Annotated in this window: 19 protein-coding genes and 2 tRNA genes; 3 read left to right on the top strand and 18 right to left on the bottom strand. The window is 68.6% G+C overall.

The window, feature by feature from the left end; translation table 11 throughout:
* The first annotated feature begins 16 nt into the window (after positions 1–16).
* The gene (locus HZF07_RS15270) at positions 17–736 is read left to right on the top strand and encodes a hypothetical protein (protein WP_157342774.1); all 720 of its coding nucleotides are present in this window, start codon (positions 17–19) and stop codon (positions 734–736) included.
* Between the two features lie 21 nt (positions 737–757).
* Here the strand turns inward: HZF07_RS15270 and HZF07_RS15265 are convergent, their stop codons facing one another.
* From HZF07_RS15265 to HZF07_RS15245, 5 genes are read right to left on the bottom strand one after another with little or no spacing between them, the layout of a single operon-like run.
* Positions 758–1,801 carry a 1-acyl-sn-glycerol-3-phosphate acyltransferase gene (locus tag HZF07_RS15265; protein WP_309504769.1) on the bottom strand — a complete coding sequence of 348 codons (1,044 nt, stop codon included), beginning with the start codon at positions 1,799–1,801 and terminating at the stop codon, positions 758–760.
* Complete coding sequence (locus HZF07_RS15260) at positions 1,798–2,646, bottom strand: patatin-like phospholipase family protein (RefSeq protein ID WP_157342773.1); 849 nt, start codon at positions 2,644–2,646, stop codon at positions 1,798–1,800. The genes HZF07_RS15265 and HZF07_RS15260 overlap by 4 nt, the downstream gene beginning before the upstream one ends.
* Positions 2,647–2,653: 7 nt before the next feature.
* A complete protein-coding gene (locus tag HZF07_RS15255) occupies positions 2,654–2,998 on the bottom strand; it encodes a DUF3817 domain-containing protein (protein ID WP_181645239.1) in 345 nt (114 codons plus the stop codon).
* A 9-nt stretch (positions 2,999–3,007) separates the two neighbouring features.
* On the bottom strand, positions 3,008–3,760 hold the full coding sequence (locus HZF07_RS15250) for an SURF1 family protein (RefSeq protein ID WP_157342772.1): 753 nt from the start codon (positions 3,758–3,760) through the stop codon (positions 3,008–3,010).
* 56 nt (positions 3,761–3,816) lie between these two features.
* Positions 3,817–5,352, bottom strand: a complete 1,536-nt coding sequence (locus tag HZF07_RS15245; RefSeq protein WP_157342771.1) for a zinc metalloprotease — start codon at positions 5,350–5,352, stop codon at positions 3,817–3,819.
* An 887-nt stretch (positions 5,353–6,239) separates the two neighbouring features.
* Between HZF07_RS15245 and HZF07_RS15240 the strand changes: the two genes are divergently transcribed.
* Both HZF07_RS15240 and HZF07_RS15235 read left to right on the top strand, forming a co-directional pair.
* On the top strand, positions 6,240–6,683 hold the full coding sequence (locus HZF07_RS15240) for a very short patch repair endonuclease (protein WP_157342770.1): 444 nt from the start codon (positions 6,240–6,242) through the stop codon (positions 6,681–6,683).
* A 185-nt stretch (positions 6,684–6,868) separates the two neighbouring features.
* The gene (locus HZF07_RS15235) at positions 6,869–8,260 is read left to right on the top strand and encodes a DNA cytosine methyltransferase (RefSeq protein WP_157342768.1); all 1,392 of its coding nucleotides are present in this window, start codon (positions 6,869–6,871) and stop codon (positions 8,258–8,260) included.
* A 12-nt stretch (positions 8,261–8,272) separates the two neighbouring features.
* Here the strand turns inward: HZF07_RS15235 and HZF07_RS15230 are convergent, their stop codons facing one another.
* The 13 genes from HZF07_RS15230 to recF all read right to left on the bottom strand — a co-directional run bounded on the left by HZF07_RS15230 (position 8,273) and on the right by recF (position 20,898).
* Positions 8,273–8,554, bottom strand: a complete 282-nt coding sequence (locus tag HZF07_RS15230; protein WP_157342767.1) for a hypothetical protein — start codon at positions 8,552–8,554, stop codon at positions 8,273–8,275.
* The gene (locus tag HZF07_RS15225) at positions 8,551–9,426 is read right to left on the bottom strand and encodes a hypothetical protein (RefSeq protein ID WP_157342766.1); all 876 of its coding nucleotides are present in this window, start codon (positions 9,424–9,426) and stop codon (positions 8,551–8,553) included. The genes HZF07_RS15230 and HZF07_RS15225 overlap by 4 nt, the downstream gene beginning before the upstream one ends.
* Positions 9,427–9,429: 3 nt before the next feature.
* Positions 9,430–10,536, bottom strand: coding sequence for a hypothetical protein (locus HZF07_RS15220; RefSeq protein WP_157342765.1), 1,107 nt, complete (start codon positions 10,534–10,536; stop codon positions 9,430–9,432).
* Positions 10,529–12,577 (bottom strand): Z1 domain-containing protein, encoded by a 2,049-nt coding sequence (locus tag HZF07_RS15215; protein ID WP_157342764.1) that lies wholly within the window; start codon positions 12,575–12,577, stop codon positions 10,529–10,531. Before HZF07_RS15215 ends, HZF07_RS15220 begins: the two co-directional genes overlap by 8 nt.
* Positions 12,578–12,734: 157 nt before the next feature.
* Entirely contained in the window at positions 12,735–13,028 is a 294-nt protein-coding gene (locus tag HZF07_RS15210; RefSeq protein ID WP_157342762.1) for a hypothetical protein, read from the bottom strand.
* A 169-nt stretch (positions 13,029–13,197) separates the two neighbouring features.
* Positions 13,198–13,273: transfer RNA gene (locus HZF07_RS15205), tRNA-Ala, on the bottom strand.
* Positions 13,274–13,297: 24 nt separating this feature from the next.
* Positions 13,298–13,423, bottom strand: a complete 126-nt coding sequence (locus HZF07_RS23510) for a DLW-39 family protein (RefSeq protein ID WP_220131841.1) — start codon at positions 13,421–13,423, stop codon at positions 13,298–13,300.
* Positions 13,424–13,466: 43 nt separating this feature from the next.
* Positions 13,467–13,543 (bottom strand) — tRNA-Ile (locus HZF07_RS15200).
* Between the two features lie 71 nt (positions 13,544–13,614).
* The gene (locus HZF07_RS24020; RefSeq protein WP_232523057.1) at positions 13,615–14,175 is read right to left on the bottom strand and encodes a DUF3566 domain-containing protein; all 561 of its coding nucleotides are present in this window, start codon (positions 14,173–14,175) and stop codon (positions 13,615–13,617) included.
* Positions 14,175–16,790: a DNA gyrase subunit A gene (gyrA, locus tag HZF07_RS15190; RefSeq protein ID WP_157345380.1), complete on the bottom strand. Its 2,616-nt coding sequence runs from the start codon at positions 16,788–16,790 to the stop codon at positions 14,175–14,177. Before gyrA ends, HZF07_RS24020 begins: the two co-directional genes overlap by 1 nt.
* A 111-nt stretch (positions 16,791–16,901) precedes the next feature.
* Positions 16,902–19,013: a DNA topoisomerase (ATP-hydrolyzing) subunit B gene (gene gyrB / locus HZF07_RS15185; protein WP_309504768.1), complete on the bottom strand. Its 2,112-nt coding sequence runs from the start codon at positions 19,011–19,013 to the stop codon at positions 16,902–16,904.
* A gap of 240 nt (positions 19,014–19,253) precedes the next feature.
* Positions 19,254–19,793 (bottom strand): DUF721 domain-containing protein, encoded by a 540-nt coding sequence (locus HZF07_RS15180; RefSeq protein WP_181645237.1) that lies wholly within the window; start codon positions 19,791–19,793, stop codon positions 19,254–19,256.
* Positions 19,786–20,898 (bottom strand): DNA replication/repair protein RecF, encoded by a 1,113-nt coding sequence (gene recF / locus HZF07_RS15175; RefSeq protein ID WP_181645236.1) that lies wholly within the window; start codon positions 20,896–20,898, stop codon positions 19,786–19,788. The genes HZF07_RS15180 and recF overlap by 8 nt, the downstream gene beginning before the upstream one ends.

Here is a 20,898-nt window from a genome sequence, read left to right as displayed (position 1 = left end):
GCCGTCCGATCCTCCCATGATCACCAAGTGGCCGGTCCGCTGGCCGCACACCCGGTTGGCCGACGGTGCCATGATCGAGTCAGCCGGACACGACGAGAGGAAGATCCCGATGGGCCTTCGCAAGAACAAGTCGATCCTCGACCAGGCCAGTGACACCGTCACCGAGTACGTCGAGCAGGTGCGGCCGCAGCTCGAGGCTGCCGTGGCCACCGCACGGGAGAAGGCCGGCCCGGCGCTCGCGGACGCCCGCGACAAGGCCGCGCCCGTCATCGCCGACGCCCGGGCCAAGGCGGCACCCGTGATCGCCGACGCCCGTGACAAGGCGGCCCCGGCGATCGCCGCGGGCGCCGCGCTCGCGGCCGAGAAGATCGCCGCTGGGGCCACCATCGCGGCGGAGCACGCGGCGGCTGCGGCCGAGGCAGCGGCGGACAAGGCGGCGGAGATCGCCGACCCCCCCAAGAAGAAGCACCGGCTGCGCAAGGTCGTCATCATCACGGGCGTCGCCGCCGGCGCCGCGTTCGTCGCCGCCAAGCTGCGCGGCGGCCAGCAGACCGACGCGTGGCAGTCGTCCTACTCGCCGACGCCCGCCCCGCGGCCGGCCGCTCCCACGCCGGTGGAGGACGACCTCGGCGGCGCCTCGCCGGCCGAGGCGCTCGCCGACCAGGCGGACACCCCGCACTCGGTCACCACCCCCGACGACCCGGCCGCGGTCGTCGACGTGGACGACAAGCCGTAGCCGCCGGCGGCGTACGCCGCCTCAGGACCGGCCGGTGGGCAGCTCCGCCGGCCGGTTCTCGGCGATCCACTCGTCGATGCGCTCCCACCACGCGAAGAGCCAGTCGATCCGCTCCTCGCGCCCGGCCGGGATCTCGGCGCGCGGCACCTGCCACCACCGCATCACGATCCGCTTGTCCATCGGCAGCTCCCGCCACACGTCGGCCACGGTCATCATGTGGTCGAGCCCGGTGTGCGCCACCAGCACCACGTCCGCGTCCGGCGCCGCGTCGAGCGCGGCGAGGAACCCGCCCGGGCGGGGGGCGAGCACGTGGATCATCTGCTCCGCCCGCTGCGCCATCCGCTCCATGCCGAGCTGGCGCAGCCGGTCGATCGCGCGCTGCCGGCGCCGCGGGGTGAAGTTCCCGCCCTCCGGGAAGATCACGAACGCGTCGTCGGCGTCCAGGCCGGTCGCCAGCTCCCCGATCTGCCTCTCGAGGTCGACGCCGGCCTCCGGGTTCGGCGTGATGAAGCGCGCCGGCACCCGGTTGAGCAGCACGTCGATCGCCGGGTCCCAGGACAGGGTGTTCTTGAGGACCACCCGCGGCTCGCGGTCGTACCACGCCATCAGCGTGTGGATGAGCACGAACGAGTCGCCGGGCCCGGCGTGCCGGCAGCAGACCAGGATGGGCCGCCCGGGGTGCGCGGCAGGGGTCGGACCCTCGGTCTCGATGCGCAGCCGCAGCACCCGGCGGGCCTCGAGGAAGAAGACCCACATCGTCCCCTGCACGAGGTCGTAGTGGATGCCCTGGAAGTACGGCGTGCGCAGCCGCCACCCGAACCCGGAGGCCAGCCAGAGCCCGAACATCACGACCAGCAGCAGCGCCTCGCAGGTGACGTAGACGAACACCACCCACGCGAACCGCAGCGGCCGGAGGCGGCCGGACACGACCGGGGAGAGCGCGGCGGTGCCGATCACCCAGATCGGCAGGCTCAGCCACATCGCGAGCGCGAGCAACACCACGAGCGGCGCGATCACGAGCCGGCGCAGGACCCAGGCCAGGACCCGCCGCACGGGCCGGCTCACGGGTCGCCCGCGATCACCGGCCCGAGATGTTCGTCCAGGTACTCCTTCGACGCCTCGAAGGTCAGGTCGATGCGCTCCTGCACGCTCGCGAAGTCGCGGCTGCCGAGCAGGGTGTCGTCCTTGGTCGAGGTGCCCCGCGCGGGCAGCACGTAGGCCGCGACGCCGTCCGGCAGCTCCTCGAGCTCGCGGTTGAAGCGGTGCCGGCGGGCGATCTCGAACGAGACCCTGGCGACCTCCCACGGTCGCTTCGGCACCGAGAGCTGGCGGTCGATGCGGCCCACCTGGAGCACGAAGACGCGGGTCGCCCCCAGCTGGACCGCGCGGCCCAGGGGGACCGAGTTCACGATCCCGCCGTCGAGGTAGTGCTCGTCGCCGACCTGCGCCGGTGGCAGCAGGCCAGGCACCGCAGCGCTCGCGACGACCGCGTCGACCACCGACCCGGAGTCGAACCAGTGCTCCGCCGCGCGCTCGATGCTCGCGGCACAGACCTGGAAGCGCACCGGCAGCTCCTCGAAGGTGAGGTCGCCGAGCTCTTCGAGGAGCGCCTGCTTGAGCGGCTGCGACGACCACAGGTGCGTGCCGGTGGCGACGGCCCGCCGCACGGTGCGCAGCGGCCGGTCGCCGTACACGTCGGGGCCGACGGTTCCGGCGCCCTGCCACAGCTCCGTGAGCGGCTCGATCACCGTGGCGTCCGGCTGGCGCGCGACCATCGCGCCGTTGAGCGCACCGACGCTGGTGCCGAGCACCAGGTCGGGGGTGATGCCGCGTTCGAAGAGGGCGCGGAGCATGCCGACCTCGACCGCGCCGAGGACGCCGCCGCCGCCCAGGACGAACGCCGTGGTCATCGGACTGTCACGTCGTCGAGGATCCCACGAGGTCGGGGTTCTCGGCTCGTACCTTCTGGGCGACCTTGTGCTCGACCCAGAAGATGAGCAGCGGCACCAGGCCGGCGACGAGCATCAGCAGCGTGAAGCCGATCGACCAGCGGGCCCGGCGGGCCAGCAGGAACGCGACCACGACGTAGATCATGAAGATCCAGCCGTGGAAGAGCCACATGATGCTGGCCGTCTCGCCGAACTCCTGGAGGCTGCTCCCCTCCGCGGCGAGGTACTTGAGGGGGGCGGCGACCAGCGCGCAGAAGGCGAGCAGCACGCCGACGACGAAGGCCAGCACGCGATAGGCATTGAACAGCGTCACGCGTCCAGCCTACGGATCGGGGACCGGCTCGCCCTCGGCGAGTCCGGACCCGGTGGGCGCCCGTGTCGTGTCGCTCACCCAGCGCCACCAGATGAAGGCGGCGAAGAGGCCGAAGAACCACCACTCGATCGCGTAGAGCAGGTTGCGGATGCCGGTGAAGGTGCCGGCCTCGGGCAGCTGCTCGAGGTCGGCGGCGGCGAGGCCCTGCTCGGGGCTCGACGCGACGACGTACGCACCGTAGAGGTCCTGGTCGACGTGCTGGATCACGTCGGCGATGCGCAGCTGGGGGAGGACGTCGTCGGTCGGGTCGTCGTCGACCTGTCCGCTGCCCTCGGACGGCTGGAGCCAGCCCTCGACGGTGGCGGCACCGCTCGGGGCGGACGGCGCGTCGTCCGGGTCGGCGACCCAGCCACGCACGACCGGGAGCGCGGCGCCGTCGCTGCCGTCGACCGCGAGCGGCGTGACCACCCAGTAGCCGTCGACGCCGGCGTCCGGGCGGCCGGAGACGTACACGGTGCCCTCGGGCACCCACGTCCCGGTGACGGTCACCGGCCGGCCCACCTGGTCGCCGGGGAAGGGGTCGTCGGGGCCGAGGACTCCGGTCAACGGCACGGGTTCGTCGTGGGTGACGTCGCTGGCCGCCGCCGTGCGATGAGCCTGCCACGCGTCGTACTGCCAGATCCCGAGCGCGACGGCGGTGCCGACCAGGACGAGCGCCAGCAGGTGCGCGCCCCAGTAACGCGGGGCGAGCGGGCTGGGCACGCCTGCCAGCGTACGCAGCCCGTCAGTGCCGGCGCCTCCCGGGCTTCCTGGCCGCGTCAGCCGACGCAGCCGCCCGCCGCGCCCAACTTGGCCAGCCCACGCAGGTCGCCGGCGCCGTAGTGCAGGAAGCCGTTGATCGGGAGAGGTGTCGTCATCGCCTGTCGACGGTCGGCGACGTGGTCGAGCCCGATGGCGTGCCCGATCTCGTGCAGCAGCAGACCAACCTGCTGCCGGTGAGCCTGAGCCCGGCTGCCGTAGGGCTTCCACCCGGCGCGCAGCACGACCTCGCCGCCGGTGCGGCCGCCCGACCCGCCCCACTGTGAGCCGCCGAACCCGATGGGGCCGGCGAGCGCGCGGACCTGCTTCGTGGTCGCCCAGGCGAAGAAGAAGTCGGCCGTGTCGGGTTGCTGCTTCGCACCGCGCGCCATGGGGACGTAGCTGGTGCTGCCGGCGTAGCGGAACCGGAGGCCGGTCGCCGCCGCGACCTCACCGAACACGTACTTGATGTTGCGCAGTCCGTCCTTCGGCAGCAGGCGCGGGTTGACCCGGTAGGTGTGCACGGTGCACGGGTCCCACCGCGCGCCCCCCATCAACCGGAACGCCCTGCCGCCCGTCGCGCGGAACTGGCTGTGCACCGTCAGCGCACCGGCGCCGGCGGCCGCCGCCTCGTGGGTGCCGTCGCTCGCCACGTACGCGCGGAGCTGCTGCTCGGCGACCCACCACGTCGGGGCCTTCACCGTGAAGGTGCCCGCAGCGGTGACCCGGGTCTCCGCCAGCGGCACCCACGTCCCGTTCCGTCCCTTGGCCTGGACCTGGACGACCCGGCCGGCGGGCGAGCCGACCGTCTGCGAGACGGTCCCGCTGATGACCCTCGTCGCGCCGGCGCGCACCCGCGCCGTCGGGATGGCTGTGTGCAGCCGCGTCGGGTAGCCGACGACGGTGAAGGTGAAGCCGTCGTCACCGGCCACGTCGACGTACCGGTCGACCGCGTCGACGACGTAGTCGAGCCTGCCGAGCCGGTCCGTCGGCAGCGCGATGCTGCCCACCGGCACCTGCGGCGTCAGCGTGACGGCTCCGACGACCTCGTCGTCACCGCGGGCGGCGCGGCGCCGCAGCTGGAACGTCGTCGGCGCGTCGAGATCCGTGGCGGCGAGCCCGACCACCGCTGCGGTGCCCACCGTCGCCGAGGGCGCCGGCCAGGTGACGGCCACCTCCGGGTCGACCCACGTGAGTCCGGGTCCCAGGACCGAGGTCTCGACCCAGTCCTCGGCGACGACCTCGTTGTCCCAGACCGGCACGACGACATAGGCGTGGAGCGTGTAGTCGCCGGGCTCGCGCGGCGCGACGGCGGTCAGGGTGACCCCCGTCGGCGAGACGTCGGGCATCCCGGCGGTGCTGGCGATCGTGCCGCCCGCGGCGCCGTACTGCGGGACCCAGGTCAGGTACGCACGGGCAGCCACGGCGAGCCCCGTGATCGTGAAGGTGACCGACACCTGCTCCCCGGGGACGAAGACCTCGTCGGCCCAGGAGATCGCGGCGTCGACCGCGTGGCCCGAGGCGACCCGTCGGTCCGGACGGTCCGGGGCGATCACGTCGCCATCCACCCGCCCGCGGCCATCGGCGCCGGCCGGTCGTGCGGCTGACGTCGGGGTCGGTGCCAGCACCGTCGCAGCGAGGGTCGCGAACGTTGCGACCGTGAGCAGGACGCGCCGGAGCGTGCCGTGGTGGATCAAGGGTCGAGGTCCTTCGAGGCTCAGGCAGTCGGCGCGGGTCGGCAAGGAGAGAGGGCGATGCCGGTCCGGCGCCGCAGCGACCCGGCACAGAGATTTATCGGCCGGCGCGCGCTGGCCTTGAGGGGTGGCTCGACCCTCGGCCGACGCCGCCCGCGTCCGCTGGACGCCTCGAGAGCCGTGGGCCTCGGGACTCAACCCCTAGCGGTGCATGCCGCGCGGCCTCGGGGCGACCGCCTGACTAGCGGGCAAGTACGTGCACGCTGAGCTCGCAACTGGAGAGGCCAGGAGCCGCTGCGCGCACCGGCCCACGGTCTTTCATGGACCTCACTCGGCGGCCGCGACGACATGAAAGACCGGAGTCGCCTGCGGTTCGTTCGTGGTGGAGCCTAGGGGACTCGAACCCCTAACTCCCTGGGCATCTGTCGGACTCCATGCGTGGGGCAACGTCGTGCCCGCATGCAAGACGTGCACCGACATTAAGAGTGACAGTGCATGGTCTAAGCATCCCCTCCTCAGTGGGCATCAACGAGAGCGCCTCTGGGACTACGTAGCTGAGTACGAGTGCGACCCCGACGTCACCGAGCTGCGAAACGTTCTGGACCGGCTCTACAGCTTGTCTGATAGTCAGACTCGCGCGCTGATCGAGTTCGGACTCGTGGCCTCGCGTCCCTAGATCGCCGGCTTGCACACCTGTTCATCCAAGGCCGCCCCCTGAGTCAGCTGGAACCTCGAGGGATGATGTCCGCATGTCGACCTACGAGAGTTGGGCTAGTACCCCCGCCTCCCGAAAGGTCATGCAAGGCAACCGGTCCAGGGACACCGCCCCTGAGTTGGCAATCCGCCGTCGATTGCACGCAGTAGGTCTGCGCTTCCGAGTCGCCTACCGACCGGAACCGCGACTCCGCCGCACGGCGGACATCGTGTTCACGAAGCGACGCATCGCAGTCTTCATCGATGGGTGCTACTGGCACGCCTGCCCGGAGCACGGGACGGTGGCACGGGCAAACGCCTCTTACTGGTCCGAGAAGCTCGAGCGGAACGTGGCGCGAGATGCAGATACGACGAACCAACTCATCGCGGCCGGCTGGACCGTGCTGCGATTCTGGGAGCACGAGGACCCCGAAGAGGTCGCCGCCAAGGTGTCGACAGCAGTTCGAGCATCAGATGAAACGGCTGAGACCAAGTCTTAGTAGGTCTCGCGGAGGTATGCCTGAAGTCCGGCCGAGCAGGGAAGGACATCGGAGATGTCGGTGCATCCACCTAGCGTTGTCGTCTCTGCGCCGCACGAACGGCGTGCCGCCATCGGGCAGCGGACAGAGGAAACGCCATGCAAGAACACCCGCGTTCAGCTGAAAGCTCAGCTAAGCTAGCTGACATGAGTTCACCGCCGTTCACGTTCGTCGACCTATTCGCAGGCGTTGGCGGGTTCCACGCTGCTCTCAGCGCTCTTGGCGGCGAGTGTGTCTATGCGGTCGAGAAGGACGCCAAGGCCGCGAGTGTTTACGAGCGGAACTGGAACATCCGAGCTCACGGCGACATCGTCGATGACACCGAGACCCAAATGCGAGTGCCCAAGCACGACGTCTTGGCCGCGGGCTTCCCGTGCCAACCGTTCTCGAAGTCTGGCTTCCAGCGCGGCATGGACGAGGCTCGGGGCACTCTGTTCTGGAACATCCTGCGGATCCTCGAAGCGCGACGACCGACTGTCGTCTTGCTTGAGAACGTCCGCAACATCTACGGCCCGCGTCACAAGCACGAGTGGGAAGTGATCGTCCGCTCGCTCCGCGAGCTTGGCTACCAGGTCTCGTCTCGGCCGATCGTCTTCTCACCGCACCTGCTTCCGCCTGAGCGTGGGGGACGTCCTCAGGTTCGTGAGCGCGTCTTCATCATGGCGACGTACGTCGGAACGCGTACCTCCCACATCGACGTGGAGCCGTCAGTACCCCACCTTGCGGTTGACGGTTGGTCGCCGTCCGGGTGGGACCTGGTTGAGCATCTGCCGGTCCAGCCGGATTCTGAGCTCGGCAACCGACTGAGACTGAATCTCGGACCAGCGGAGACGACCTGGGTCGAGGCGTGGAACGACTTTGTTGTCACACTCCGATCCGCCGGGGTCGAGAAGTTGCCCGGCTTCCCGGTGTGGGTCGACGCATTCGTCCACCAAGATGACCTGGTGGTCCCTCCTGGAACCGCGGAATGGAAGGCGGCGTTCCTTCGCAAGAATGCAGCGTTCTACACCGAGCATCAAGAGCTCCTCGAGTCGTGGCTCTCTCGTTGGAACTATCTGCGCGACTTCCCAGCTTCGCGAAGGAAGTTCGAGTGGCAGGCGCAGGACGCCAAGTCACTACGGGACACCGTGATGCACCTGCGCCCGTCTGGCCTGCGCGTGAAGCAGGCGACCTACGTACCAGCGCTGGTAGCAATCACCCAGACAAGCATCCTCGGTGACCGCCTCCGTAGGATCTCGCCGCGCGAGGCCGCCAGGCTGCAGGGCCTTCCAGAGTGGTACGACTTCGGCGACCAACCGGACGCTGCGACCTACAAGCAGATGGGCAACGGGGTGAACGTTGGCGCCGCCTACCACGTCTTCCGTGAGCACGTCCTTCGCTCATTAGAAGCGGTGCGCCGTCGCGCGCCCGGCCTCGCTCTGGCCGTCGAGCAGTCGGCGGTCAGCCCTGATGAGGCGCTCGAGCGGCATCGGGATCCGACCCGGGAAGTCATTGCGAGGCGGCGGCGCCCAAATAGCACCCGTCGCATCGCCGGCTGACCAGGAACGCCGTCAGGCCACGAAGTGCTCGACGGCCTCGAGCACGGCGGCGAGCCCTACCTTCGTCACCGTTCCGCCACTGGATTCATAGTGGGCGTTCCAGGTCATACCCGCGGCCTCCACGATCTGACGTGCCATGTCAGGCTTGGTGAGCCGACTGTCGATGCCCAGGCCGAGGCGGTCGTTGACCATCTCGAAGATCTCCCGCGGCTCTGTCGATCCTGTGGACATCTTCGGTGCCTCGACACCGAGCTTGATGGCGATGTCCCAGACGATGTCTGCCTTGGTACTCACAGTTCCGCCGCTCCCAAGACGGCCCTCAGAGCGGCCGCCGTCTCCGTGGACCAGTCGATGTCCCTGCCGTCGTCGGTCCCGCGTCCCAAGAGATCCATCAGCCGAATCCGGTCGATGACCATGACGACGGTAGTCAACTGCCTCCAGTCCGGTCCGGCGGACCGAATCGTTCCCGGGATCACCAGCATGCTGAGCGGATCGCTGTCCATCGCAAGCCAACTCGACCAGAGTCGCAGGTCAATGTCGGTGGTCTTGGTGAAGGTCTCAGCCTGGATCGTGCACTGCGCCAGCGCAACGGGGAAACCCGCTCGCCGATCCGCGAACTGTCGCCAGGCAACCACGTCGACCCCGCCGTCCTTCCGGCGAGGCGGCCGATAGCCCCGGCCCGCCTCAAGCCCGATCTTGCCGGCCAACCAGACAACTGCTTGATCGAACGCCTCGGGGCGACCGTGCTTCGATGGATACCCGAAGGACAGGGCGCTTCCACCCTGACCCCAGAAGTTCGCGAGTGCCGCCTCGCTGATCTCTTCGAGCAATTCGCCCATCACAGCTGTCTCGGAAGCACGCACCGTCTGGCGAGCGACTGAGCTCGGGGTCAGGAAGAGGAGCGCCGCATAGGTGGCTGCATGGCGACACTTCCTGCGCAGGATTGCGATGTCGCTGACGACGAAGGGATAGGAGTCTCCGAGCACGCTGGCTCGCCTGGCCATCGCGTCGATGGCCATCGAAACCCTCATCGGAGTAGCGCCGATCTCCGCCAGCGCGAGATCGTCGAGCTTGTCTCGTCCGAAGTGTCCCGAGGCGCTGACGAGCACGCTCGTCTCGATCCAGTCGGCAATCGCCTCGGTGCTCGAGACTTCCAAGTCCGTCATGACCTACAGCCCCGACTCTGCCTCGATGTCGTCCAAGGTCGACCGGATGCTGCCCACAAGCGACTCGATGTCTTCGACGAGGGTCCGCACCTCGGTGTCGGCAGCGAACTCCGCTACGTCGCTGCTCGCCGCATTGAGAGAGTTCTTTGCGGCGTTCAACTTGAGGGTTAATGCCTTGAGCGGGTCGAGGCCCTTCTCCTGGATGCGCTGCTTGGCCTCCTCGAGCGTCTTGCCTTCACGGAGTGCCTCGAGGCCGACCTCGGATGCGACGACATTTCCCAATTGCGAGATCTGCCGAGAGTCCGAGATCAGTGACTCGTGCTCCTCGTCGCCGAACACCCACTGGATGACCTCCTTTAGCTCCTCAGCCTTGTCGGCTGGAACGGGGTCCTGGCCGATGTTGGTCTGGGATCCCAAGGGCGCACAGACGTGGTTGCGGATCTTCGTGCTGCCCATCGCGACCGTGAGAAGCGAGAACGCGCTCTCGACCTGCGAGGTCTCGAGTCCAAGGCTTGCGGCCTGGGTCAGCACTGCCTGGTCCCGGTACAGGTCGGCTGCCTTGCTCTTCGGAATGCCGATCAGGTCGGCGACCTCCTGCAGAGTCCGTCCCTCAGCCACACGGGCTGCGATGTACCTCGCCTGCATAAAGGGCCGCCACGCGAGCTTGCCGACGACGTGGACGCGGGCGATCTCGGCGTGCGTCGTCTCGCGTGTCTCGTGGATGACCACGGGGACTGCCATGTCGGGACTGATTGAACGCTTCCCGGCGAGATCCTCCCAACGGTCGGGGGTGGCGAAGCCGGCCCGAATATCTGGGTACGCGAGCCCGACGAGCGCGGTCAGGCGTCGGTTTCCCTCGACCACGATCCACGTGTCGGCCTCGTCGGGGCTTGGGATCACAATCAGTGGCTCCGCGTTGAAGAAGCCAAGCTCGGCGATCGACTGGGCGACTGGGTATGCCTCGAAGCCCATCTCCAGCAGAGTCGCCAACTCAGCGGTGTCCTTGGTCCGGTGCGTCTCCGGAATGCGCGGATTCTCCGGGTCGAGCCGCAGGGATGAGAGAGGGACACTTCCGGGGCGACCTGCGCTGACCGGCAGAGACTCAGACATTCGATTCCTTCCGAACTACTAGGCCGGAGCCTAGGTAGATGGCCAGTGCCAAGACCTCTCCGTCACTCTCATGCTGTCGTACTTGGGTGCGGTGGACTTGGATGACGATCTGGTTCGGTTCGTCCTCGAGGTTCTCGACGAACCGATCGCCCGGGTAGAAGTCACCGTTCGGCTGGGGTTTCAGATCGCGCCCCTGGAAGAGGTTGACGAACCCGAGATCGTCGGACCAACTGCGTGTCCGCGGCTTATCCCCGTCCTCCATCAGCATGACGGTTGCCCTCTTGAGATGAGCGAATCCACGGACGACTGCATCGACGAACTCCTCGTGCAGCCAACCAGGGCTGTACTCCGGTCGGGCCCATCTCCGGAGCAGCTGCTCGACCGGCTCAATTGAATCGAGATGCACCGTGCGGAAGGAAAGTCGGCCCTGGGGTGAGCGCGGGGCGGAATGCAGCCCGATCTGGTCGAGCAAGGCGCGGTTTTGCTTGGTGTCGTCGGGGAGTCGAGAGGGTGCTCGCATCTGGTGCCAGCCCAGGCCCATCGTTGACAGGGCCGTAACGACACTTGAGCGCGTCGGAGTCATCCCCTCTGGCAGGAGGAGGCCGATCTCTCGTGCCCACGTATGCACCGAACCGCCGTTGTCGATGTGTTCCCGCAGGCGTGCCCGAAGATCCTCTTCAGTATGGACGACCTCGGTGAGCGAACGGACCGTCTTCTTGCTCGCGAAGAACTGGCAATACGGCAGCAGGTCTCCTCGATACCCGAAGGCGCGGGCCCGTTGCTCGAGCGTATCCACCTGCGGGCTCGCGGGCCTGTTCATGTAGGTGACCGTCAGTCCCTCGACGGTGAAGCCCCTGTCGAGTTTGTTGCCGCCCACAAGGATGTGGATCGGCGATACATGCCAGTCGACCTTGTTGACATCTGCTGTGCTGTTGACGAGCCAGGTCATGGCTTCATTGATCACGACCTTGAACTTCTCGACGAACTGCATGTCGTCCACGTCCGCCGCGCCATTGGCCACGATGCGACGCCGCTCCTCCAAGATGACGTCGGGAACCGTGGTGAGGTCGCCCGAGGCGATCGTCTTTCTCCACTGTTCAAGTTGGCGGCGAATCAGGAACTCGTACCGCGCCTGGACGTCGTTTCGTGCCGTGGAGTGGACAAGCATGCTGATTGGCGGGGTCGCGGCGTCGTGAATAAGAAGGAGTGCAGAGCCGGCTAGGAAGGCCGAGAGAGCGCGGTGGAGGCTCTTCTGCAGTTGCAACGGCGGTGTCTTCGATGCCTGCTCGTCCAGCAAGGGAACGCTACGCACCACGCGGTCGGCATTGTCGATGAAGAACTGCTTTCCACCGGTGTAGCCCTTGCCTGGCGTCAGGAACTCGACATGCTGCGGACTGAGGATGTCCGCAGCATCAAGCAACAGCGGCGCATAGGGCGTCGCTGTGTACTGCACATAGAGGTGGCTAGGCACGGCCTTCCGGAGCTCACGGATGGCGGCATAGGTGCTGCTCTCGGAGTCCTTGCTCGTGTTCAGAGATGCCTGGTCTGCCTCATCGTCGATGATGAGAACGCGCAGACCGTCAGGGATCTTCTCCATCTGCTTGGCCACCGCTCGGATGCGTCCGGCGTGCTTGAGGACTGGAACCAAGCACACACGCCCCATGTCGACGAACTTCCTGAGCTTCTTGCCCGCGGTCTCCGTCGAAGGATTGGTTTCGCTGATCCACACGTAGTCGGAGCGTGTAGTGATCCCGAGGGCCAACTCCAGGCGCTCGCTGTTCTGACCAAGCAGGAGGTTGGTGGACCCCAGCAGGGCAACGATCACCTGATACCCCGCATCGGCAGCTGCCGCGGCCAGCGCCGTCATCGATGTTGTCTTACCTGACTGCACGTAGCCCAAGGCGAGAACCGTTGCCTCGGTTGCAACCTCCGGCTGCGGACCCTGCTCGAGGATGGCTTCAACGGATCGCCAGATTCCGGTACGCGTCTGGTCATCGATCGACAGCGCAAGGACGTCGTCGAGCCGCTCAACCTCACTCATCCGAGACGTGCCTCCTGACACTGCTCAGGCAGGACCTGACGTCTGCCACCTGAATGCGCTGCTTCGAACCACCAGGATCCCAGGTGGCACCCGCGCATAGGTCTCCCTCTCCGTGGCAATACGCACGTGAAGGGCGCCAGAAGCGACCTATATCTCACTAGTTCAGCAGAATCTGAACCGCCGCCTTGATTGCCTGAAGTCCTTGGAGTGTCACAGTCGATCCACCCATGGAGGGTGTTCCCCGGCTGTCGAAGTAGTCGGAACGGTATGGAAGGTTTGCAGCCGTCACGATCCGCTGAGCCTGCTCGGGCATCGTCCCGCTTGGGTCGAGCCCGAGCTCTGCGCACACTCCATCGAAGAGAGCTTTCGGCACCGACGAGCCGACGCCCAGTCCCGGGTCGGGAATGCCGACCATGTTGGCAATCGCCGTGATCTCAGATTCCTTGCTCACGCGCTGGATCTTAGGACCGCGCATGAGGGTTCGTCCCCGCAATAGGTGGACCGTCGCGCCATGGACGTCCACCGAGCGGTCCCCCACCGTCCCGCACGTCGGATCCGTGGTGAGCAGGGGGGATAAGGTCGCAAGAGCAAGAGACCACAGCCTGACCTGCGGTCTCTGGTGGTGGAGCCTAGGGGACTCGAACCCCTAACCCCCTGCTTGCAAAGCAGGTGCGCTACCAATTGCGCCAAGGCCCCTGGTGGCCCGTCGGGCCGGAGGGATCAGGACCGGGTGACGCTGTCGGTCGCCTCGGCCCAGAGGGCCTGCTCGTGCTTGCTCGCGTCGATCTTCTTCTTCGCCACGACGGCGGCGCCGGCGACGAGCACGAGCAGGATGATCTTCTTCACGGTGACTCCCAGGGGGTCGGTACGGCCGCTGGTTGTGCCGGGATGGTGGGCCTAACAGGACTTGAACCTGTGACCTCTTCCTTATCAGGGAAGCGCTCTAACCGTCTGAGCTATAGGCCCGTGAACCGAGGGGGAACATTACCCCACGCCCGGAGCGCCCGACAAAACGGGGGAGCTCACGGGGGAGCGGCTCAGCGCTGGTCCTCCGCGAGGGTCAGCTCGACGCCGCCGAGCAGTGCCGCGGACATGTTGTAGAGGAACGCGCCGAGGGTCGCGATGGCGGTGATGAGGATGACGTCGACCACGGCCACGAGCATCGTGAAGCCCATGACGCGGGACATCCCGACGTACTTCTCGATGTCCCAGCTCGACGCGTCCTCGCCGCCCACGACGTCCTGGACGGCCTGGTTGACCGAGTCCCAGACGCCGGCCGCGGCCAGCACCGACCAGATGATGAAGACCGAGACCACCGTGACCACGCCGAACGCGATCGCGAGCAGGAACGACGTCTTCATGACCGACCACGGGTCGATCCGGGTCAGTCGCAGCCGCGCGCGGCGCGGCGGCTTCTTGGGTGCGGCCGGCCGCTTGGCCGCCGGGGCGGGCTTGGCGGGCTTGGCGGGCGGCGCGGGCTTGGCCGGCGCGGACGTGCCCGACGCGTCGCCCTTGCCCCGCGCGCCGGACCCGGAGCGCGCCTGGGTGGGCGCCTCGGGACTGCGGGTGGCGGTGGTCTCGGCGGAACGGTCGGTCATCAGGCCTCGCTCTCTCCGTCGCTCTCGGCCTCGCTGGAGTCCGCGACGTCGGCCGGTGCGTCAGCCGCGGATGCCTCGATTGTTGCACCCGTCTGCACATCCGACGACTCGGCGGCGGTCTCGGCCGCCGCGGCCTCGGCCTCCTCGTCGTCACGCGCCTCGACCGAGCGGGCCACCACGGCGACCGCGTCGCCGTTCTTGGGGCTGACGAACTTCACGCCCATGGTCGACCGTCCCGTGGGTCGGAAGTCGGCGTTGATGGGGCTGCGGACGACCTGGCCGTTCTGGGTGATGGACAGGATCTCGTCGCCCTCCTCCACGATGAACGCGCCGACGAGCTGGCCCCGCTCCTCGTTCGCGAGCGCCATCGCCTTGATGCCGACACCACCACGGTTGGTGATCCGGTACTCCGAGATCCGGCTGCGCTTCGCGAAGCCACCGTCGGTGATCGTGAAGACGTACTGCTCCTTCACGTCGCCCCCCTCACCGTGCTCGGCGGCCTCCTCGGCGGCCATCTGCTCGGCGCGGATCACCGACATCGACAGCACCGAGTCGGCGTCCGAGCGGAACTTCATCCCGGTGACGCCGGACGTCGCGCGACCCATCGGGCGCAGCTGGGAGTCGCTCGCCTGGAAGCGGATCGCCTGGCCCTTGCGCGACACCAGCAAGATGTCGTCGTCGGCGTTGACCAGCTCGGCGCCGATCAGCTCGTCGTCGTCCTCGCGGAAGTTGATCGCGATGACGCCGGCCTGGCGCGGGCTGTTGTAGTCGCCGAGGCGGGTCTTCTTGACCAGCCCGTTGCGGGTGGCGAGCACGAGGTACGGCGCCTGCTCGTAGTCGCGGATCGCGAGCACCTGGGCGATGTTCTCGTCCGGCTGGAAGGACAGCAGCCCGGCGACGTGCCCGCCCTTGGCGTCGCGCGAGGCCTCGGGGAGGTTGTAGGCCTTCGTGCGGTAGACCCGGCCGGCGGTGGTGAAGAACAGCAGCCAGTGGTGGTTGGTGGTCGCGATGAAGTGCTCGACCACGTCGTCGCCGCGCAGGGTCGCTCCGCGCACCCCCTTGCCGCCCCGCTTCTGGGTCCGGTACTGGTCGGCGCGGGTGCGCTTGGCGTAACCCCCGCGGGTGATCGAGACGACCAGGTCCTCGTCGGGGATCAGGTCCTCCATCGACAGGTCGCCGTCGGCCGCGATGATCTGCGTGCGCCGCTCGTTGCCGTACTTGTCGACGATCTCGGTGAGCTCGTCGGAGACGATCTGCCGCTGCCGGGCCTCGTTGGCGAGGATGTCCTGGAGGTCGGCGATCGTGACCTCGAGCTCGGCCAGGCGGTCGAGGATGCGCTGTCGCTGCAGGGCGGCGAGCTGGCGCAGCTGCATCTGGAGGATCGCGTCGGCCTGGATCTCGTCGATCTCGAGCAGCCCCATGAGGCCGTCGCGCGCCTCCGCCACGTCGGGCGAACGGCGGATCAGCGCGATCACCTCGTCGAGCGCGTCGAGCGCCTTCGCGTAGCCGCGGTAGATGTGCGCCTGGCGCTCGGCCTCGGCCAGGCGGTAGCGCGTCCGCCGCTGGATGACCTCGATCTGGTGGGTGACCCAGTTGCTGATGAACTGGTCGATGCTCAGCGTGCGCGGGACCCCGTCGACCAGCGCCAGCATGTTGGCGCTGAAGTTGGTCTGCAGCTCCGTGTGCTTGAGCAGGTTGTTGAGCACGACCCGCGCCACGGCGTCGCGCTTGAGCACGACGACCAGCCGCTGACCGGTGCGGTCGGAGGTGTCGTCGCGGACGTCGGAGATGCCCTGCACCTTGCCGGAGTCGGCCAGCTCGGCGATCTTCAGCGCCAGGTTGTCGGGGTTGACCATGTAGGGCAGCTCGGTGATCACCAGGCAGGTGCGGCCCTTGGCGTCCTCGTCGACCTCGATCACCGCGCGCTGGGTGATCGAGCCACGGCCGGTGCGGTAGGCCTGCTCGATGCCCTGGTGGCCGACGATGAGGGCGCCGTTGGGGAAGTCGGGCCCCTTGATCCGCTCGAGCAGCGCCTCCTGGAGCTCCTCGCGGGTCGCGTCCGGGTGCTCGAGCGCCCACTTCGCGCCGTCGGCGACCTCGCCGAGGTTGTGCGGCGGGATGCTCGTCGCCATGCCGACCGCGATGCCGGCGGAGCCGTTGACCAGCAGGTTGGGGAACCGCGCGGGCAGCACGACCGGCTCCTGCGAGCGACCGTCGTAGTTGGGCTGGAAGTCGACGGTGTCCTCGTCGATGTCGCGGACCATCTCCAGCGCGAGCGGCGCCATCCGGCACTCGGTGTACCGCATCGCCGCCGCCGAGTCGTTGCCCGGCGAGCCGAAGTTGCCCTGGCCGTGGACCAGCGGGGCGCGCATCACCCACGGCTGGGCGAGACGGACCAGGGTGTCGTAGATCGCGGTGTCGCCGTGCGGGTGGTACTGACCCATGACGTCGCCGACGACGCGCGAGCACTTCGAGAAGCCGCGGTCGGGCCGGTAGCCACCGTCGAACATGGCGTAGAGCACGCGGCGGTGCACCGGCTTGAGGCCGTCGCGGACGTCGGGCAGCGCCCGGCCGACGATGACCGCCATCGCGTAGTCGATGTAGGCGCGCTGCATCGAGGTCTGCAGCTCGACCGGCTCGATCCGGCCGCCGCCGATAGGGGTCTCAGTCACGGGTGTTCGTCTCTCTCATCGGTTCTACTGGAATCTAGTGACGTCGCTAGACGACTAGATATCCAGGAATCGGACGTCCTTGGCGTTGCGCTGGATGAAGGACCGCCGCTGCTCGACGTCCTCGCCCATCAGGATCGAGAAGATCTCGTCCGCGTGGGCGGCGTCGTCCAGCGTCACCTGCAGCATCAGTCGCTGGTCGGGGTCCATCGTGGTCTCCCACAGCTCCTTGGCGTTCATCTCGCCGAGACCCTTGTAGCGCTGGACCGGGTTCTCCTTGGGCAGCTTCTTGCCCGCCTCCTGGCCGGCCCGCAACAGCGCGTCGCGCTCGGCGTCGGAGTAGACGAACTCGTGCTCGTGCGGCTTGTTCCAGCGCAGCCGGTAGAGCGGCGGCTGGGCCATGTAGACGTAGCCGCCCTCGATCAGTGGCTTCATGAACCGGAAGAGCAGCGTGAGCAGCAGCGTGTTGATGTGGTGGCCGTCCACGTCGGCGTCCGCCATCAGCACCACCTTGTGGTAGCGCAGCTTCTCGATCGCGAACTCTTCCTGGATGCCGGTGCCCAGCGCAGAGATGATCGACTGGACCTCCTGGTTGCCCAGGACCTTGTCGATGCGCGCCTTCTCGACGTTCAGGATCTTGCCGCGGATCGGCAGGATCGCCTGGACGCGGGGGTCGCGGCCCTGCCGGGCGGAGCCGCCGGCGGAGTCACCCTCGACGATGAAGACCTCGCACTCCTCCGGGTTCGTCGACTGGCAGTCCGAGAGCTTGCCGGGCAGGCCGCCGCCGCCGAGCAGGCCCTTGCGGTTGCGGGCCAGGTCGCGCGCCTTGCGCGCCGCGATGCGGGCGGTCGCCGCGGCCTGCGCCTTGCGGATGATCTCCTTGCCCTCGGCCGGGTTCTGCTCCAGCCAGGCACCGAGCTGGTCGTTGACGATCCGCTGCACGAAGCCCTTGGCCTCGGTGTTGCCGAGCTTGGTCTTCGTCTGGCCCTCGAACTGCGGCTCGCCGAGCTTGATCGAGATGATCGCGGTCAGACCCTCGCGGATGTCGTCACCCGTGAGCCGGTCCTCCTGCTTCTTCATCAGGCCCCACTCGAAGCCCCAGTTGTTGACCAGGGAGGTGAGCGCGGCCCGGAAGCCCTCCTCGTGGGTGCCGCCCTCGTGGGTGTTGATGGTGTTGGCGAAGGTGTGGACCGACTCGTTGAACGAGACGTTCCACTGCATCGCGACCTCGAGGCTCATGTGGTTCTCGACGGTGTCGGGCGTCTCGGCCTCGAAGGAGATGACCGACGGGTTCGCCGGCTGCTTCTTGCGGTTGATGTGCTCGACGTAGTCGACCAGGCCGCGCTCGTACTTGAAGACCTGCTCGATGCCGCCGGCCTCGGCGCGCTTGATCGCGTCGGGGCGAGCCGAGTCGATGTCGGCGGCGACGGTGTCGTCCTCGACCGCGTCGGCGATGTCCTCGGCGGCCGGTCGCTCGTCGCGCACGACGATCTCGAGGCCCTTGTTGAGGAACGCCATCTCGCGGATCCGGGAGGTGATCGTCTCCAGCGAGTACGTCGTGGTCTCGAAGATGTCGGGGGAGGCCCAGAAGGTGATCGACGTGCCGGTGCGCTCGCCCGGCTCCATCGGCCGCACCTGCTCGAGCTCCCCGTCGGGGACGCCGACGGTGAAGGTCTGGCGCCACAGGTGGCCGCGGTTCTTGACCTCGGCGACGAGGGTGGAGGAGAGCGCGTTGACGACCGAGACGCCGACGCCGTGGAGGCCGCCGGACACCTTGTAGCCGCCGCCGCCGAACTTGCCACCGGCGTGCAGCACCGTCAGGGCGAGGGTCAGGGCCGGCAGCTCTTGGCCCGGCGCGGTGCCGGTCGGGATGCCGCGGCCGTTGTCGTCGACGCGGACGCCGCCGTCGGCCTGGAGGGTGACGACGATCCGGTCGCAGTGGCCGGCGAGCGCCTCGTCGACCGCGTTGTCGACGATCTCCCAGATCAGGTGGTGCAGGCCGCGCTCACCGGTCGAGCCGATGTACATGCCGGGCCGCTTGCGGACCGCCTCGAGGCCCTCGAGGACCTGGATCGCGGAGGCGTCGTACTCGGTCTCGACCCGGTTGGTCGGTGCCTCTGCCGCGGGGGCGGGGGTCTCGTCCGGCTCGACGGGGTTGACGTCGCTCACGCGTACCTCTTCTACGGCTGTGGACCTGTCATGACATGGAGAAGGCCGCTGCGCGAGGGCTGTGCGGCCAACCGCCATGATAGCCCTCTGAGGCCCGCATTCCACGTGTCCCCCTCCGTCGAGGTGGTGCCTGTGGACGAAATCAGGCCCCATGCGCCCCGTGAGCGCGTCTCCGCGGCCCGAACAGGGGTGTGGACAGGCCCCGGTATGGGCGGAACGCCGTCAGGGCGGCTCAGCGGCTCAGCCGTAGGTGTCGCGGGGGCCGCGTCCGTCGCGGACCGAGCGCGGACCCTTCTTCCAGGTCGGCAGGTGCGGCCCGAGGACCTCGATCACCGTGACGGTGCCGTGCCCGAGCTCCTCGTTGAGCCGGCGTACGACGGTCGGCGCCAGCAGCCGCAACTGGGTCGCCCACGCGGTCGAGTCGGTGCGCACCACCAGGCGGCCGTCGTCGAAGGACTCCGGCGTGCAGTGCTGCGCCACCTCGGCTCCGACGAGCTCCTCCCACCGCCCGAACACGCCTTGGACCCGCAGGTCTACCTCCCAGCCGTGCTCGGCCACCAGCCGGCCCAGCGTCGAGTCGAGCAGCTGGGGGTCCCGGTCGTCGGGGTGGGCGCCGGTGACCCGGCCACCTCGGGGCAGGTCGGGCTTGCGCTTCCGCTTGCGCGCCGCCGGCGTCGAGCGCGAGGTGGCCCGGGTCAGCGAGCGGGCCAGGTCGAGGCCGTCGTCCGCGTGCGGCTCGGGCTCCGGGACCTCCGGCTCCAGCTCCGGCTCGTCACTCACGGACGACCTCGCCACCGCCGACGAGGTAGCGCACCCCGGCCAGCGCCTCGGGGACGTCCGCGCCGACCGCCGCGGTGACCAGCACCTGCTCGGCGCCCGCGACCAGGTCGGCCAGCTGGGCCCGGCGCTCGGTGTCGAGCTCGGCGAACACGTCGTCGAGGATCAGGATCGGGTCGTCGCCGTCGGCGCGGAGCAGGTCGTACGACGCGAGCCGCAGCGCGAGCGCGAACGACCACGACTCCCCGTGCGACGCGTAGCCCTTGACCGGGAGGTCGCCGAGCCGGAGCAGCAGCTCGTCGCGGTGCGGGCCCACCAACGAGATGCCGCGGTCGACCTCGTCGCCGCGGCGCCGCTCGACCTCGGCCAGCAGCGCCTCCGTGAGGTCGTCGCGGCTGGTGCGGCCCTCGAGGTCGAAGGACGGCTTGTACTCGATGTCGGCGTCGTCGCGGGTCGCGCCGCGGGCGACGGTCTCGTACGCCTTCCCGACGTAGGGGCGCAGGGCGTCGACCAGGGCGAGCCGCTCGGCGAGCACCTCCGCACCGGTCCGGGCGAGGTGGGCGTCCCAGACGCCGAGCGTGTCGAGGGCACCCCGGCTCATCCGTGCGGTCTTGAGGAGCGAGTTGCGCTGCCGCAGGACCCGGTCGTAGTCGGCGCGGACGCCGGCCAGCCGCGGGGTGCGCAGCACCAGCAGGTCGTCGAGGAACCTGCGCCGATCGCTCGGGTCGCCCTTGACCAGCGTGAGGTCCTCGGGCGAGAAGACCACCGTGCGCACCAGGCCGATCAGCTCGCGCGCCCGGGGGAGGGGCGAGCGGTTGATGCGCGCCCGGTTGGCCTTGCCCGGGTTGAGCTCGACCTCGAGCACCGCGGTGCGCCCGTCGCGGACCACCGACGCGCGGACCACGGCCCGGTCGGCGCCGGCCCGGATCAGCGGTGCGTCGGTGGCGACGCGGTGCGACGCCAGCCGCGAGAGGTAGTCGATCGCCTCGACGAGGTTGGTCTTGCCCTGACCGTTGCGTCCGATGAACGCCGTCACCCCCGGTTCGAGCGCGACGTCCGCCGCGGCGTACGACCGGAAGTCGTGGAGGGTCAGGTGCGAGACGTACAC

The sequence above is a fragment of the Nocardioides agri genome (genome assembly GCF_013778305.1).
Classification (GTDB): Bacteria; Actinomycetota; Actinomycetes; order Propionibacteriales; family Nocardioidaceae; genus Nocardioides; species Nocardioides agri.
This window is presented reverse-complemented; position numbering and strand designations above follow the sequence as displayed.

Excerpts from the sequence above, each read along its gene's own strand:
- HZF07_RS15270 (WP_157342774.1), top strand. The coding sequence starts at position 17 with ATGATCACCAAGTGGCCGGTCCGCTGGCCGCACACCCGGTTGGCCGAC.
- HZF07_RS15260 (WP_157342773.1), bottom strand. The coding sequence starts at position 2,646 with ATGACCACGGCGTTCGTCCTGGGCGGCGGCGGCGTCCTCGGCGCGGTC.
- HZF07_RS15240 (WP_157342770.1), top strand. The coding sequence starts at position 6,240 with ATGTCGACCTACGAGAGTTGGGCTAGTACCCCCGCCTCCCGAAAGGTC.
- HZF07_RS15235 (WP_157342768.1), top strand. The coding sequence starts at position 6,869 with ATGAGTTCACCGCCGTTCACGTTCGTCGACCTATTCGCAGGCGTTGGC.
- HZF07_RS15225 (WP_157342766.1), bottom strand. The coding sequence starts at position 9,426 with ATGACGGACTTGGAAGTCTCGAGCACCGAGGCGATTGCCGACTGGATC.
- HZF07_RS15220 (WP_157342765.1), bottom strand. The coding sequence starts at position 10,536 with ATGTCTGAGTCTCTGCCGGTCAGCGCAGGTCGCCCCGGAAGTGTCCCT.
- HZF07_RS15215 (WP_157342764.1), bottom strand. The coding sequence starts at position 12,577 with ATGAGTGAGGTTGAGCGGCTCGACGACGTCCTTGCGCTGTCGATCGAT.
- HZF07_RS24020 (WP_232523057.1), bottom strand. The coding sequence starts at position 14,175 with ATGACCGACCGTTCCGCCGAGACCACCGCCACCCGCAGTCCCGAGGCG.
- gyrA (WP_157345380.1), bottom strand. The coding sequence starts at position 16,790 with ATGCAGCGCGCCTACATCGACTACGCGATGGCGGTCATCGTCGGCCGG.